The following is a 13,038-nucleotide window of genomic DNA, read 5'->3' as shown; positions in this document are numbered from 1 at the left end:
ACTATGGCAAAGCGTCGTAAAACCAGCCGAGAAAAAAAAGAAGACACCAACTGGCAAGAACGGGTTATCCAAATCCGCCGGGTCAGTAAAGTGGTCAAAGGCGGAAAAAAACTCAGCTTCCGGGCGATCGTGGTGGTCGGTAACGAAACCGGCCAGGTTGGCGTGGGAGTGGGTAAAGCTGGGGACGTAATCGGAGCTGTCCGTAAAGGGGTAGCCGATGGCAAAAAACAACTAATTGAAGTGCCCTTGACCAAATCCAATTCCATTACCCATATCACCAATGGAGTTTCTGGAGGAGCCAAAGTGGTGGTTCGCCCCGCTGCCCCTGGTACTGGGGTAATTGCCGGTGGCGCTGTTCGTACTGTGCTAGAGCTAGCCGGAGTTAAGAATATCCTAGCCAAACAACTAGGCTCCAACAATCCCCTCAACAATGCCCGGGCTGCCATCAACGCCTTGGAAACCCTGCGTACTTTTTCGGAAGTAGCAGAAGAACGGGGAGTTTCTGTCGAGCATCTTTACACCTAAGCTGAAGGCCCCAAGCCTTTACTAAGTGAAAATTCCATCTCCTGTGAACTTAATTTTTAATATTAGCCATGAATTTGAGCGAACTCTCTCCCAAGGACGGTGCCAAGAAACGCCGTCGCCGTGTTGGCCGGGGTATTGCGGCAGGGCAAGGCGCTAGCTGTGGTTTTGGTATGCGGGGCCAGAAATCCCGTTCTGGTACCGGTACCAAAGCTGGTTTTGAAGGGGGACAAATGCCCCTCTACCGTCGTCTGCCTAAGTTAAAGCACTTTCCCCTCTACAATCCCAAGCATTTTACGGTGGTTAACGTTGGTAAGTTGGCCGGTCTAGCCCCCAACACCGTGGTCACCCTAGAAAGCCTGATGGAAGCGGGTATTGTCACTAGTAATGACGGTCCCCTAAAAGTTTTGGGCAACGGGGAATTAGCCGTAGCTCTCACCGTCCATGCTCCCTGTAGCAAAGCAGCCCAAGCCAAAATTGAAGCGGCCGGTGGCAGTGTGGTGGCGCAGGGCTAACAATGGTAACCAAAATCCTTCCCCATAGCCTGGGAGAGAGCGATAATAGGTTAATTCATTGTTTTGCTTCATCCCTCGCACTTTTACTCAGGTATAAATAAATGGTCGTAAGTCGAGACAAAGCCCCCTCTGCCCAGGAAACTTTCCTGCAGATGGCCCAAGCGGCTGGCCTCCGGGGTCGGCTGCTTATTACTATTGGGCTACTAATTCTGGTCCGGGTGGGAATTTTTATCCCAGTGCCGGACATTGATCGCCAGGCCTTTAGCCAGGCCATCAACGATAACTCCGTTATTGGTTTTTTAAATATTTTTACCGGGGGTGGATTATCCACTGTGGGCATTTTTGCCCTGGGGATTTTGCCTTACATTAACGCTTCCATCATCATGCAACTGCTGACGGCGGCCATTCCGGCCCTGGAAGATTTGCAGAAAAATGAAGGGGAGGCAGGGCGGCGGAAAATTTCCCAATATAGCCGTTATATTGCCTTTGGCTGGTGCATTATCCAAGGTTTAGGTTTGACCGTCGGCTTACTTCGTCCCTACGCCAACAACTATGGCCCCCTATTTATTTTTCAAACGGTTTTAGCGATCACCGCTGGCTCGATGTTTGTGATGTGGATTTCAGAGTTGATCACAGAAAGGGGCATTGGTAACGGAGCTTCCCTGTTGATTTTTGTCAACATTGTGGCCACCTTGCCTCAGACTTTAGGTCAAACCATCGAATATGCCCAATCGGGGGGCAGACAGTCCATCACAGCGGTGGTGTTGTTGATGCTAGTTTTCCTCGTCATGATCGTGGGCATTGTCTTTGTACAGGAAGGCACCCGTCGGATTCCGATTATTTCTGCCCGTCGCCAGGTAGGTAAGAAGCTTTATCGAGAGCGCACCAGCTATTTACCCCTACGTTTGAACCAAGGGGGGGTAATGCCGATTATTTTTGCTTCGGCAGTGCTAATTTTGCCCTCTTCCCTGGCCGGTTTTGCCACTGGTAATGAAGGCTTAGGGGGGTTTGGGGAAATTTTCGTCCAAATTTCCAACGCTTTACGCCCCGGTACCTGGGTCTATACCGTGGTTTATTCCGTAATGATTTTCTTCTTCAGTTATTTTTACGCCAGTCTGATCGTCAACCCTGAGGACGTGTCGAAAAATCTGAAAAAGATGGGTTCTAGCATTCCCGGTATTCGTCCCGGCAAAAAAACAGAACAATATCTGGAAGGTGTGCTCAATCGTCTGACTTTTCTGGGGGCAATTTTCCTCAGCTTTGTGGCCACCCTGCCTATTTTTGTAGAACAGGCCACTGGAGTAACTACTTTCCAAGGTTTGGGAGCCACATCCCTGCTCATTTTGGTGGGGGTTGCCATTGACACGGCGAAGCAGATCCAGACCTATGTTATTTCCCAACGCTATGAAGGAATGATTAAACAACCCTAATCGCCCCTATTTTTACGGGCAGAGTTGCATCAATCAGTCTTATTAAACACTGCGGTTAGGGAAAGCTTACAAAGCTGCTTCCTTGACCGTCTTTTTTTGATTAATTTTTGGAGTTTTTACGGATTATGGCTATGGCTAAAGGTTTAATTTTTCTGGGGGCCCCCGGCTCTGGTAAAGGTACCCAGGCGGTGGGATTGGCGGAGACCTTGGGCATTCCCCATATTTCCACTGGAGATATGCTACGTCAGGCGATCGCCGATGGCACGGAGTTGGGTAACCAGGCCAAAGGTTACATGGACAAGGGAGAATTGGTGCCCGATCAGTTAATTCTTGGGTTAATTGAAGAGCGCTTGGGCCATAAAGATGCTAAGGCTGGCTGGATTCTAGATGGCTTTCCCCGTAACGTCAACCAAGCAATTTTTCTCGATGAGTTGTTGGTTAATATTGGTCACCGTACCCATTGGGTCATTAACTTAAAAGTTCCCGACGAAGTAATTGTAGAACGCCTGTTGGCCCGGGGGCGGGCGGACGATAACGAAACCACCATTCGCAATCGGCTGTTGGTTTACACAGAGCAAACTGCTCCCCTCATGGCCTATTACCAAGAACAGGGCAAACTTTACTCCCTTGACGGTAACCAGCCGGTAGAAGCCATTGCCACCAACCTGGAAAAATTGGTTAAACCTTAGGGGCAAAATGTCAAGACGAGCATAGGTTGGCCAATGGAGCAACCTATATTTGTTGTGATTGACGATGGCGCTTTTTTCGATACTTTATTCCGCTTTATTTTTAGGAGGTCATTAACCGCTTGTCTAAACAAGATTTAATTGAGATGGAAGGCACGGTGATGGAGTCATTGCCCAATGCCATGTTTAGAGTCGATCTTGACAATGGTTTCAACGTTTTGGCCCACATCTCCGGCAAAATTCGTCGTAATTACATCAAAATTCTCCCCGGCGATCGGGTCAAAGTAGAATTAACCCCCTACGACCTCACCAAGGGGCGCATAACCTATCGTCTTAAAAATAAAAAGTAGTTATTAATTTGACGGTGGCAAAGGTAAAAAATTAATGCTTCCCCTCAGTGGGGAGAGTTAATTTAATATTTGCCATGACACGGCCACGATAACTTGTTATAATTAAGAGCTTGCAGTGTTGCCAAAGAAAATCAGGCATGAAAGTTAGAGCTTCCGTTAAGAAAATGTGTGATAAGTGCCGCGTTATTCGTCGGCGCGGTCGTGTGATGGTTATCTGTTCCGCTAACCCCAAGCATAAACAGCGTCAAGGTTAGCAGTTCTCCTAGTGATTACCATTCCGGTCTGTCTTAAACCCTACTCCATAAATTTATTGAACTTATTTAGAGGAAAATCAACGTGGCACGCATAGCTGGTGTTGACCTGCCTCGGGATAAGCGTGTGGAAATCGCCCTCACTTATCTGTACGGTATTGGTCTGTCGCGCTCCCATGAAATTCTGGACGCCACCGGGGTTAGCCCCGATGTCCGAGTCAAAGATCTCAGTGATGAAGATGCGCTGAAATTAAGAACCTACATCGATGAAAACTACGAGATCGAAGGGGATCTCCGTCGTTGGGAGGCCATGAACATTAAACGCCTTGGAGACATCGGCACCTACCGTGGTCGTCGTCATCGCCAAGGTTTACCAGTGCGGGGACAACGCACTAGAACCAATGCCCGTACCCGTCGGGGCCGCCGCTTGACCGTTGCCGGCAAGAAAAAGACCCCTGCGAAGAAATAATCTTCCCCCCATCCCTGTCCTGTTTATTGAAGCTTTCAAGCAATCATTATGGCGCGTCCTACCAGAAAAACTGGGCCCAAAAAGGCAAAAAAGAATGTCCCTAGCGGGGTGGCCCACATTCAATCTACTTTTAACAACACCATTGTCACCATTTCCGACATTCGGGGCGATGTGATTTCCTGGGCTTCCGCTGGTTCTAGCGGTTTCAAAGGAGCTAAAAAGGGCACTCCCTACGCCGCCCAAACCGCTGCTGATTCTGCGGCCCGTCGGGCCATGGAACAGGGTATGCGGCAATTAGAGGTAATGGTAAGTGGCCCCGGTGCCGGTCGGGAAACTGCTATCCGGGCCCTCCAAGGGGCTGGTTTGGAAATCACCCTGATCAGGGATGTTACCCCCATCCCCCACAATGGTTGTCGTCCCCCCAAACGCCGTCGGGTCTAGGACAGTTAAATTTTTTGCTAACAGCTTTTTTGAGCAAATCGTAATTTCCTCTGACTGAGATAGCGTCGGTCAAGCTATTTACACGGAGATATAAGGGAGGTCGCGTCAGTGGCGCAGTTTCAAATTGAGTGTGTGGAATCCAGCACCAGAAAAAATCAACAGCAGTACAGTAAGTTTTCCCTTGAACCCTTGGACCGGGGCCAGGGAACGACGGTGGGAAATGCTTTGCGGCGGGTATTGTTGTCCAACTTACCCGGGGCCGCGGTGACGGCCATCCGTATTGCGGGGGTTAACCATGAGTTCGCCACTATTCTAGGCGTCCGGGAGGATGTCCTGGAGATTATGCTGAACATGAAGGAACTTGTGCTCAAAAGCTACACCGATCAGCCCCAAATTGGCCGTCTGACGGCGATCGGCCCGGGAACGGTAACGGCAGCGCAGTTTGAGGTACCTTCGGAGGTGGAGGTTATTGATCCTAACCAATACATCGCCACCCTAGCAGAAGGGGCCAAACTGGAAATGGAATTCCGAGTGGAGCGCGGCGTAGGTTATCGAGTTATCGAGCGGGGCAAGGATGAGAATTCATCTCTAGATTTTCTCCAAATTGACTCGGTATTTATGCCGGTGACTAAGGTCAACTACACAGTGGAAGACATTCGGGCCGATGGCATGAGTCCAAAGGACCGGTTGATTCTAGACATTTGGACTAATGGCAGTATTCAGCCTCGGGAGGCGTTGTCGGAAGCATCTGACATTATTGCCAATCTTTTTATCCCCCTTAAGGATCTCAATGAGCTGGAGGCGGCCCATAGCGATTACCAGGACGAGGTCAATCCGGAAAGTCAAATTCCCATCGAAGAGTTACAGCTTTCTGTCCGTGCCTATAACTGTCTGAAGCGAGCCCAGATTAATTCCGTGGCAGATCTACTGGAGTATAGCCAGGAAGATCTACTGGAAATCAAGAATTTTGGTCTCAAATCCGCAGAGGAGGTGATTGAGGCACTGCAAAAACGTTTGGGTATTACCCTGCCCCACGAAAAGGCTAAAGCTTAACAAGCTCAATGGGTTTGATTACTGCTGCTTGCCTTAGAGTAACCCCCTGTTGTTAATTTTTTAGGAGTTCAGTTACCATGCGACACAGATGTCGAGTGCCTCAGTTGGGGAAGCCCGCTGACCAAAGAAAGGCCCTGCTGAGGGCTTTAACTACGGAGTTAATCCGCCACGGACAAATCAAGACCACTAAGGCTAGAGCTAAAGCCGTGCGTTCTGAGGTAGACCGCATGATTACCCTAGCTAAGGATGGTTCCCTGGCCGCCCGTCGCCGGGCCCTAGGCTATATGTATGACAAACCCACAGTCCACGCTTTGTTTGCGGATGCTCCCAGCCGCTATAAAGACAGGGATGGGGGCTATACCCGCATTATTAGAACCCTACGTCGCCGGGGTGACAATGCGGAAATGGCTGTGATTGAATTGGTCTAGTTAGACTTCTTGTATTGATGCATTCTTCTCCGTCTGCTGGTAAACAAAGGGTTGCTCTGGTAATGCAATATCTGGGCACCCATTTCCATGGCTGGCAACGTCAACCTAATTTTTCTTCCATCCAGGAGGAAGTGGAGTTGGCGATCGCCAAGGTGGTGGGGCAGCCCGTCACTCTCCATGGTGCCGGGAGAACAGACGCAGGGGTCCATGCAGCGGCCCAGGTGGCCCATTTTGACGACCCAGTGGGACAGATTCCTCCCCACCGCTGGAGTAAAATTCTTAATGGTCATTTGCCCCAAGACATAATAGTTAGGGGGTCAGCGGCGGTGGATAGCCATTGGCACGCCCGCTTTTCTGCTCTGTGGCGACGGTATCGTTACAGCATCTATACAGATCAATGGCCTAATCTGTTCGCCGATCAGTTCAGTTGGCATTACTATCGTTTTCCCCTCCAGGAGAAGACCATACAAGCTGCCATGGAACCATTGCTAGGAAAACATCACCTAGCGGCCTTCCACCGAGCGGGGTCAGCCCGACGCCATTCCTGGGTGGAAGTACAGGGGGTTGAATGTTACCGCCGGGGGCCCATGGTCTATTTGGAAATCCAAGCCAATGGTTTTCTCTATGGCATGGTGCGCTTATTGGTGGGCATGCTGGCGGAAGTGGGCTCTGGACAACGCAGTCTGACTGACTTCAATGATATTTGGGTTAATCAGCGGCGAGATCTGGTCAAATATGCTGCCCCGGCCAAAGGTTTGTGCCTACTACGGGTCGGTTATGAAAATTTTCCCTTGCCTGATTCCCTTTGGTTTGATAGTCAACCCCTGTGGCAATTCACAGGCTAGCCAAGCCAAATTAGCAAGGCAAATAATTATGTCCCGTTATTAAGCGGGGGTATTTTTGAAAACTATGAACAAAACTGTATTACCAACCATCGACAACCTAGACCACAAATGGTACGTCATTGATGCCGAAGGTCAACGCCTCGGCCGTCTGGCTACCGAAGTGGCCACCATTCTGCGGGGCAAAAATAAGCCTACCTTTACTCCCCACATGGACACCGGTGATTTTGTCATTATCATTAATGCGGAAAAAATAGAAGTTACCGGCAGAAAACGGGAGCAAAAACTGTATCGTCGCCATTCTGGCCGTCCCGGTGGGATGAAGGAAGAGACCTTTGAAAAACTCCAAGTTCGTCTACCGGAAAGAATTGTTGAAAGTGCTGTGCGGGGAATGTTGCCCAAAAATAGCCTCGGTCGTAAGTTGTTCACCAAGCTAAAAGTCTACGCTGGCCCGAGCCATCCCCACGCGGCCCAACAGCCAGAAACCCTTGTTATCAATACCATTCCTGCAGGAGCTAACTAATGCAAGCTAACGATTCCAGCAACAAAGTCGTCTATTGGGGCACCGGCCGTCGTAAAGCGGCGATCGCCAGGGTACGTCTAGTGCCCGGTCAGGGGGAAGTGATTGTTAACGGCAAGCCTGGGGAAATTTATTTCAACCGCATTGCCAACTACATCCAAAGTTTGAAAGCTCCCCTCGAAACCCTGGGCTTAGAAGGGGAATACAATATTTTGGTTAATGCCCATGGTGGCGGCCTAACCGGCCAAGCTGATGCTGTGAAGCTTGGTGTGGCCCGGGCCCTGTGCCAACTTTCCCCCGAAAATCGTCAACCCTTGAAAGCGGAAGGCTATCTCACCCGGGATCCCCGAGCGAAAGAACGGAAAAAATACGGTCTCCACAAAGCCCGTAAAGCGCCTCAGTACTCCAAGCGTTAATTGGAGATTTGGATTTACCCGTACCCCTCTATTGGAATTATTAGGACTGACCATGCCCAAAGCTGATATTCACCCCACCTGGTATCCCGATGCCAAAGTCACCTGTAACGGAGAGGTGATTATGACCGTTGGTTCCACCAAGCCAGAAATCAACGTAGAGATCTGGTCTGGCAACCATCCCTTCTACACTGGTACCCAGAAGATTATTGATACCGAAGGCCGTGTTGACCGCTTTATGCGTAAGTATGGCATGAAGGAAAAAACCACCGGAGACAAACAAGATAAGAAAAAGAAATAGGTAAACGGATTTCTTCTTCTTATTTTCTCTAGGATTCCCCCATGGTCTGCCTTCGGGAAAATTAGACCTTAACTTAATGACTTTTTAGATTCTTTTTCAGCCAGGCGTTTTCACGGTCTGGTTTTTTTGCTGGCTAGGAAAGCTCTGCCCAAGGTCGGTAAATACCCCATTGCAGATTATGAGAGAAACTTATAGGATTGTTAACATAAGTTTACAAAGTGAATTGTATGTTAATTGCCGTCTGCGCTTTCCTAGTCCTAGGTTTCGCCCTATTCCAACAACTCCGGCCCAGTGTCGCCCCCCAGGCGATCGCCATCAGAGTTGAGCATAGTGACCGTCGTTACTAGAGTTGCCAGCAAAAATTAATTCTTGCCCCAGGAGCAGTCCATGGTAGTGTCCCAAAATTTTATTCAACTATTAAAAAAAGAATTTTCACTGTCAGCGGAGCAAATTGCCTGGGGACTGAAACAAACCGAGGCCATGCCCTCCTATCTACCAGTCATTTTTTGGCAGTATGGTCTAATCAATACCTCCCAGTTGGATCTCCTTCTCGATCATTGGGGCTAATTGACCACGGAACGCCGAGAATTTATTTTCAGAATCGATATAGCAACAAGAGATCGTGGGTGGCGCTCCAGAAAAAAAGTGCGCTAGGCGTTGACATCAAATCCCAAAAGTGCAATAGTGATAGTTTGTGTGAACTTTCTTATAATAAAAGCTCTTGGCTAACGTTATTGTTATCGGCGCTCAGTGGGGCGACGAGGGAAAAGGTAAAATCACCGACTTATTAAGTCGATCAGCGGATGTGGTGGTGCGGCCCCAGGGGGGAGTAAACGCAGGCCACACAATTGTGGTTAACGATCAGACTTTTAAGCTCCACCTAATTCCTTCGGGTATTCTCTATCCAGATACAGAATGTATCATCGGCTCGGGGACAGTCATTGACCCCAAAGTCCTATTGCAGGAATTTGACCAATTGGAAGCATTAGATGTTTCCCTCGATCGCCTGTATATTTCCCAAACTGCCCATGTGACCATGCCCTTCCACCGTCTCCTAGACCAGGCGTCGGAGGAGAAAAGGGGAGAGCATAAAATTGGCACCACTGGGCGAGGCATTGGTCCCACCTACGCCGATAAATCAGAGCGCATGGGAATTCGGGTGGTGGATTTAATGAACCCCGAAATTCTCCGGAAAAAATTGCTTTGGACCGTCGAATATAAAAATGTCGTTTTAGATAAACTCTACGACCTGCCTCCCCTAGACCCAGAAACGGTGATCGCCGAATATACCACCTATGCCGATCGCCTGCGGCCTCATGTAGTGGATAGTTCCCTAAAAATTTACGACGCCATACATCAACGAAAAAATATCCTCTTTGAAGGGGCCCAGGGCACTCTACTAGATTTAGACCATGGCACCTACCCCTACGTCACCTCCTCCAACCCTATTGCGGGGGGAGCTTGTGTGGGTGCTGGCATTGGCCCCACCATGATTGACCGAGTTATCGGCGTGGCTAAGGCCTATACCACCCGAGTGGGAGAAGGACCCTTTCCCACAGAGCTAGATGGAGAATTAAATCAACATCTCTGTGACCGTGGAGCAGAGTTTGGCACCACGACCGGTCGGCGTCGGCGCTGTGGCTGGTTTGATGGGGTCATTGGCCGCTACGCTGTGCGTATTAATGGGCTGGACTGTTTGGCCATCACCAAATTAGACGTGCTGGACCAACTAGCGGAAATCAAAGTTTGCGTCGCCTATGAACTAGACGGCAAAACCTGTGACCATTTCCCCGGTAATGCGGCGGAATTTGCTCGGTGTCAGCCCATCTATAAAACCCTTCCCGGTTGGCAATGTTCCACGGAAGAATGCCGCACCCTGGAGGATTTACCTCCCCAGGCCCTGGACTACTTGAAGTTCCTGGCAGAATTAATGGAGGTGCCGATCGCGATTGTTTCCCTAGGGGCCAGTCGGGATCAGACAATTATTGTCGAAGACCCCATCCATGGGCCAAAGCGAGCTTTACTTTATGCCAACGGCGATCCGCTAGCTTGATGTGGCCCAAAATTGCCTTTCCTTTGTTAACCCTGATTATTATTTTTACGAGTATTACCATGGCCCTTTCCATTGAATGTCAACAACGTCCCGAAAAAGTTAATCCTAGAGCTTTGCGTCGGGAAGGTTTAATTCCCGCGACCCTCTATGGACACAATGGTGCAGAATCCATTTCCCTAGTGGTGGATCATAAAACCGCCATCACCATGTTGCGGAGTGTGACTGTTAAAGAAACCCCCATTGAAGTTAAAATCCCCCATCTTTCCTGGGAAGGGGAAGCCGTAGTGCAGGAGATTCAGTGCCATCCTTGGCGCCGGAATCTTTACCACTTGGCTTTTTTTGCCGGTAAAAAATAACGGTATCCCCTAGGTTCCTGGGGATGATGAAACACGTTAGAAAGCATTGGAAAAAATAGTTGGGTTGGGGATGTTGACGGACTTTGTCCAAATCTTAACCCTGAATTTGCGATTCCCCTTAGTCGGCCAGATTAGGGGGAGTTTTTTATTGGCAGCTTAATGAGTTTTTACCCCATGGTGAATTGTTGTGGGTTGCGGGGGACAGTGGTACAGTGCCAGACTGGACTAAAAATAATCTCCCACAAGATTTTTCCATGCGCATCCTGATCATTGGCGCCACCGGTACCATCGGCAAGGCTATTGTCACCAGTCTTCAAGGTAAACACGAAGTGTTACAGGCCAGTCGCCAGGGCAGTCATTTTTCGGTAGACCTCACTGATCCAGCGTCTATCCAGGCTTTGATTGAACAGGTAGGGGTATTAAACGCTATCGTTTCGGCAGCAGGGGAAACTCGGTTGAAGCCCCTGGCCGGTCTAACGGACCAAGATTTTGAATTTTGCATAGGCAGTAAACTCATGGGACAGGTCAATCTGATCCGCTATGGTTTACAGGCGCTGACGGACAATGGTTGTATTACTGTTACGTCCGGGGTTTTGTCCCAAAAACCCATTCCCGGGGGCAGTGCTGTCAGTCTCACCAATGCTGGGTTGGAAGGCTTTGTGCGGGCAGCGGCATTGGAAGCCCCGAGAGGAATTCGCATTAACGTTGTTAGTCCTCCCTGGGTCAACGAAACCTTGCTCTCACTAGGAATGCCCCTGGGCAACGGATTACCAGCCGCAACAGTGGCCCAAGCCTATGTTCATAGCTTAGAAGGCACTATGACAGGAGAAGTGCTCTATCCGTAGTAACCATATCTTGGTTTACTCTTCCCCCATCATGGATTGGAGATAATTTTCCAGTCCAGAATTACTGATAAGCCATTGCTGGGACTCTAACCAGTCAATTTGTTCTTCTGTTTCTTCAAGAATTTCCGACAACACATCCCGGCTTACATAGTCCCGTTGGGTTTCAAAGAAGGCAATGCTGTTAACTAAACCATCCCTAATGCCTTGGTTCATGGTCAGATCATTGCCCAGGATTTCCGGTACCGTCTCGCCGATGAGAAGTTTTTCCAAATTTTGGAGATTGGGGAGTCCTTCCAAAAATAAAACCCGCTCGATCAGGCTATCGGCCTGCTTCATTGCCTTGATGGATACTTTATATTCGTACTGATTAAGTGCGTTCAGCCCCCAATTTTTGCACATGCGAGCATGGAGAAAATATTGGTTAATCGCAGTAAGTTGTAGCTTTAACGCTTGGTTGAGATGTTGTCTGACTTCCAGGTTGCCTTCCATGTTGTTATCCTCTGATGTGGAGTTTTGTTTGATGTTGTTGTTTCCATTTTTACCCATTCACGGTCCGACGACGGAGTTATTTACTGGGACAGCAATAAATTGTTTAAATTGTTTTAATGTTTTACCCCTGGGAAAATTGCCTTTTTCTCAAAGGAAGTGTCCCTCTCTGACCTTAAACTGAACCAATATGGCTGATTTGTTTGTCGGTGCCCCAGTTCGTTTAATTGCCCGTCCCCCCTATTTGAAAACCGCTGATCCCATGCCCATGCTCCGTCCTCCGGATTTATTGGCGATCGCCGCGGAGGGAATGGTGGTAGACCGTCGACCGGCTGGCTATTGGGGAGTAAAGTTTGACCGAGGCACTTTTCTGTTGGAAAGCCAGTATTTGGAAGTGATTCGGCCTCAGGAAGAAAAAACGGAAGTCTCGGATTAAGAACGCCGAGTAAATGACCAAGTTTAATCTAAAAATATGGCATCAACTGTAAATCGCCTTTTTTTAGCAATTTTGACCATAGCCAGCTTCAGCCTTAGTGGAGGTTATGGATATGTTCCCGTTCCCATGGCGATCGCCGCTGACGTCCCAGAACTGACAGCAAAGGTGCCCAATTATTTGGATAAAATCCAATTTCCTCTAGGGGTTATCGATGTCTATGGATTGATGGGCCCAGAGGATGGTAAACGTTCCCAAGGCTATGAATTTTGTGTTGTGCCCGAGAAAAAAAGTGAAGTTTTGGCCATCGATCCCTCACTCACATTTTCGTCTAGCCCTGGTCGCATCGGTTGCCCCCAGGAACAATTACTGTGCCTAGGAGATACCCAGCAACCAAATTGGCAGGCCATTCTCTTTGCCCTGGCCCGGTTGAGTTACATAGAAAAAATCTTGCCCCACTGGGGAGAATAGAAGCCCCTATTTGACAAATGTTTCTGGCCAAGGGACAGGGGAAGCATCTAGTGCAAGGGATACCTTTCCGTTAAGATGGTTAACGCTGAACAATTGAGCGCATTGCTAACCAGGCGGCCCTGCGACAGCCCCAAGCTGTCCCCCGTTTTGCTGGCGATCGGCCGTTGACCCAG

Annotated in this window: 21 protein-coding genes; 20 read left to right on the top strand and 1 reads right to left on the bottom strand. The window is 49.1% G+C overall.

Going from position 1 to position 13,038, the window contains the following annotated elements; genetic code table 11:
• The first annotated feature begins 3 nt into the window (after positions 1-3).
• From rpsE to C7I86_RS03845, 18 genes are all read left to right on the top strand, one after another.
• The gene (rpsE, locus tag C7I86_RS03930; protein WP_010871963.1) at positions 4-525 is read left to right on the top strand and encodes a 30S ribosomal protein S5; all 522 of its coding nucleotides are present in this window, start codon (positions 4-6) and stop codon (positions 523-525) included.
• A gap of 68 nt (positions 526-593) precedes the next feature.
• Positions 594-1,037 carry a 50S ribosomal protein L15 gene (rplO, locus tag C7I86_RS03925; RefSeq protein WP_010871962.1) on the top strand — a complete coding sequence of 148 codons (444 nt, stop codon included), beginning with the start codon at positions 594-596 and terminating at the stop codon, positions 1,035-1,037.
• A 101-nt stretch (positions 1,038-1,138) separates the two neighbouring features.
• Positions 1,139-2,467, top strand: a complete 1,329-nt coding sequence (gene secY / locus C7I86_RS03920; protein ID WP_010871961.1) for a preprotein translocase subunit SecY — start codon at positions 1,139-1,141, stop codon at positions 2,465-2,467.
• Positions 2,468-2,592: 125 nt separating this feature from the next.
• Positions 2,593-3,156: an adenylate kinase gene (locus tag C7I86_RS03915; protein WP_010871960.1), complete on the top strand. Its 564-nt coding sequence runs from the start codon at positions 2,593-2,595 to the stop codon at positions 3,154-3,156.
• 119 nt (positions 3,157-3,275) lie between these two features.
• Complete coding sequence (infA, locus tag C7I86_RS03910; protein ID WP_010871959.1) at positions 3,276-3,503, top strand: translation initiation factor IF-1; 228 nt, start codon at positions 3,276-3,278, stop codon at positions 3,501-3,503.
• A 137-nt stretch (positions 3,504-3,640) separates the two neighbouring features.
• A complete protein-coding gene (gene rpmJ / locus C7I86_RS03905) occupies positions 3,641-3,757 on the top strand; it encodes a 50S ribosomal protein L36 (RefSeq protein WP_010871958.1) in 117 nt (38 codons plus the stop codon).
• 82 nt (positions 3,758-3,839) lie between these two features.
• Positions 3,840-4,223 carry a 30S ribosomal protein S13 gene (gene rpsM, locus C7I86_RS03900; protein WP_010871957.1) on the top strand — a complete coding sequence of 128 codons (384 nt, stop codon included), beginning with the start codon at positions 3,840-3,842 and terminating at the stop codon, positions 4,221-4,223.
• Positions 4,224-4,271: 48 nt separating this feature from the next.
• On the top strand, positions 4,272-4,664 hold the full coding sequence (rpsK, locus tag C7I86_RS03895; protein WP_010871956.1) for a 30S ribosomal protein S11: 393 nt from the start codon (positions 4,272-4,274) through the stop codon (positions 4,662-4,664).
• Positions 4,665-4,772: 108 nt separating this feature from the next.
• Complete coding sequence (locus C7I86_RS03890; RefSeq protein ID WP_010871955.1) at positions 4,773-5,717, top strand: DNA-directed RNA polymerase subunit alpha; 945 nt, start codon at positions 4,773-4,775, stop codon at positions 5,715-5,717.
• 77 nt (positions 5,718-5,794) lie between these two features.
• The gene (gene rplQ / locus C7I86_RS03885; protein ID WP_010871954.1) at positions 5,795-6,145 is read left to right on the top strand and encodes a 50S ribosomal protein L17; all 351 of its coding nucleotides are present in this window, start codon (positions 5,795-5,797) and stop codon (positions 6,143-6,145) included.
• A 17-nt stretch (positions 6,146-6,162) separates the two neighbouring features.
• A complete protein-coding gene (truA, locus tag C7I86_RS03880; protein ID WP_010871953.1) occupies positions 6,163-6,990 on the top strand; it encodes a tRNA pseudouridine(38-40) synthase TruA in 828 nt (275 codons plus the stop codon).
• A gap of 64 nt (positions 6,991-7,054) precedes the next feature.
• A complete protein-coding gene (rplM, locus tag C7I86_RS03875; RefSeq protein ID WP_010871952.1) occupies positions 7,055-7,510 on the top strand; it encodes a 50S ribosomal protein L13 in 456 nt (151 codons plus the stop codon).
• Positions 7,510-7,923, top strand: coding sequence for a 30S ribosomal protein S9 (gene rpsI, locus C7I86_RS03870; RefSeq protein WP_010871951.1), 414 nt, complete (start codon positions 7,510-7,512; stop codon positions 7,921-7,923). The genes rplM and rpsI overlap by 1 nt, the downstream gene beginning before the upstream one ends.
• Before the next feature lie 52 nt (positions 7,924-7,975).
• On the top strand, positions 7,976-8,221 hold the full coding sequence (gene rpmE / locus C7I86_RS03865) for a 50S ribosomal protein L31 (RefSeq protein WP_010871950.1): 246 nt from the start codon (positions 7,976-7,978) through the stop codon (positions 8,219-8,221).
• A 387-nt stretch (positions 8,222-8,608) separates the two neighbouring features.
• Entirely contained in the window at positions 8,609-8,788 is a 180-nt protein-coding gene (locus tag C7I86_RS03860) for a DUF2949 domain-containing protein (protein WP_010871949.1), read from the top strand.
• Between the two features lie 154 nt (positions 8,789-8,942).
• Complete coding sequence (locus C7I86_RS03855; protein WP_010871948.1) at positions 8,943-10,274, top strand: adenylosuccinate synthase; 1,332 nt, start codon at positions 8,943-8,945, stop codon at positions 10,272-10,274.
• A 59-nt stretch (positions 10,275-10,333) separates the two neighbouring features.
• The gene (gene rplY, locus C7I86_RS03850) at positions 10,334-10,630 is read left to right on the top strand and encodes a 50S ribosomal protein L25 (RefSeq protein ID WP_041425930.1); all 297 of its coding nucleotides are present in this window, start codon (positions 10,334-10,336) and stop codon (positions 10,628-10,630) included.
• Positions 10,631-10,884: 254 nt separating this feature from the next.
• Positions 10,885-11,475, top strand: coding sequence for a short chain dehydrogenase (locus C7I86_RS03845; RefSeq protein WP_041425929.1), 591 nt, complete (start codon positions 10,885-10,887; stop codon positions 11,473-11,475).
• 15 nt (positions 11,476-11,490) lie between these two features.
• Here C7I86_RS03845 and bfr read toward each other — a convergent pair whose 3' ends face one another.
• On the bottom strand, positions 11,491-11,964 hold the full coding sequence (bfr, locus tag C7I86_RS03840) for a bacterioferritin (RefSeq protein ID WP_014407079.1): 474 nt from the start codon (positions 11,962-11,964) through the stop codon (positions 11,491-11,493).
• A 187-nt stretch (positions 11,965-12,151) separates the two neighbouring features.
• On the opposite strand from bfr, the gene sipA reads away from it, so the two are divergent.
• Positions 12,152-12,397: a regulatory protein SipA gene (gene sipA, locus C7I86_RS03835; RefSeq protein ID WP_010871944.1), complete on the top strand. Its 246-nt coding sequence runs from the start codon at positions 12,152-12,154 to the stop codon at positions 12,395-12,397.
• 36 nt (positions 12,398-12,433) lie between these two features.
• Positions 12,434-12,865, top strand: coding sequence for a hypothetical protein (locus C7I86_RS03830; RefSeq protein ID WP_010871943.1), 432 nt, complete (start codon positions 12,434-12,436; stop codon positions 12,863-12,865).
• The last annotated feature ends 173 nt before the right edge of the window (positions 12,866-13,038 follow it).

The sequence above is a fragment of the Synechocystis sp. IPPAS B-1465 genome (assembly GCF_003015225.1).
Taxonomy (GTDB): Bacteria; Cyanobacteriota; Cyanobacteriia; order Cyanobacteriales; family Microcystaceae; genus Synechocystis.
Note: the sequence above shows the minus strand (reverse complement) of the source record. Positions and strands in the feature narration are given on the sequence as shown.

Excerpts from the sequence above, each read along its gene's own strand:
- rpsE (WP_010871963.1), top strand. The coding sequence starts at position 4 with ATGGCAAAGCGTCGTAAAACCAGCCGAGAAAAAAAAGAAGACACCAAC.
- rplO (WP_010871962.1), top strand. The coding sequence starts at position 594 with ATGAATTTGAGCGAACTCTCTCCCAAGGACGGTGCCAAGAAACGCCGT.
- secY (WP_010871961.1), top strand. The coding sequence starts at position 1,139 with ATGGTCGTAAGTCGAGACAAAGCCCCCTCTGCCCAGGAAACTTTCCTG.
- C7I86_RS03915 (WP_010871960.1), top strand. The coding sequence starts at position 2,593 with ATGGCTATGGCTAAAGGTTTAATTTTTCTGGGGGCCCCCGGCTCTGGT.
- rpmJ (WP_010871958.1), top strand. The coding sequence starts at position 3,641 with ATGAAAGTTAGAGCTTCCGTTAAGAAAATGTGTGATAAGTGCCGCGTT.
- rpsK (WP_010871956.1), top strand. The coding sequence starts at position 4,272 with ATGGCGCGTCCTACCAGAAAAACTGGGCCCAAAAAGGCAAAAAAGAAT.
- rplQ (WP_010871954.1), top strand. The coding sequence starts at position 5,795 with ATGCGACACAGATGTCGAGTGCCTCAGTTGGGGAAGCCCGCTGACCAA.
- truA (WP_010871953.1), top strand. The coding sequence starts at position 6,163 with ATGCATTCTTCTCCGTCTGCTGGTAAACAAAGGGTTGCTCTGGTAATG.
- rplM (WP_010871952.1), top strand. The coding sequence starts at position 7,055 with ATGAACAAAACTGTATTACCAACCATCGACAACCTAGACCACAAATGG.
- rpsI (WP_010871951.1), top strand. The coding sequence starts at position 7,510 with ATGCAAGCTAACGATTCCAGCAACAAAGTCGTCTATTGGGGCACCGGC.
- rpmE (WP_010871950.1), top strand. The coding sequence starts at position 7,976 with ATGCCCAAAGCTGATATTCACCCCACCTGGTATCCCGATGCCAAAGTC.
- C7I86_RS03860 (WP_010871949.1), top strand. The coding sequence starts at position 8,609 with ATGGTAGTGTCCCAAAATTTTATTCAACTATTAAAAAAAGAATTTTCA.
- rplY (WP_041425930.1), top strand. The coding sequence starts at position 10,334 with ATGGCCCTTTCCATTGAATGTCAACAACGTCCCGAAAAAGTTAATCCT.
- C7I86_RS03845 (WP_041425929.1), top strand. The coding sequence starts at position 10,885 with ATGCGCATCCTGATCATTGGCGCCACCGGTACCATCGGCAAGGCTATT.
- bfr (WP_014407079.1), bottom strand. The coding sequence starts at position 11,964 with ATGGAAGGCAACCTGGAAGTCAGACAACATCTCAACCAAGCGTTAAAG.
- sipA (WP_010871944.1), top strand. The coding sequence starts at position 12,152 with ATGGCTGATTTGTTTGTCGGTGCCCCAGTTCGTTTAATTGCCCGTCCC.
- C7I86_RS03830 (WP_010871943.1), top strand. The coding sequence starts at position 12,434 with ATGGCATCAACTGTAAATCGCCTTTTTTTAGCAATTTTGACCATAGCC.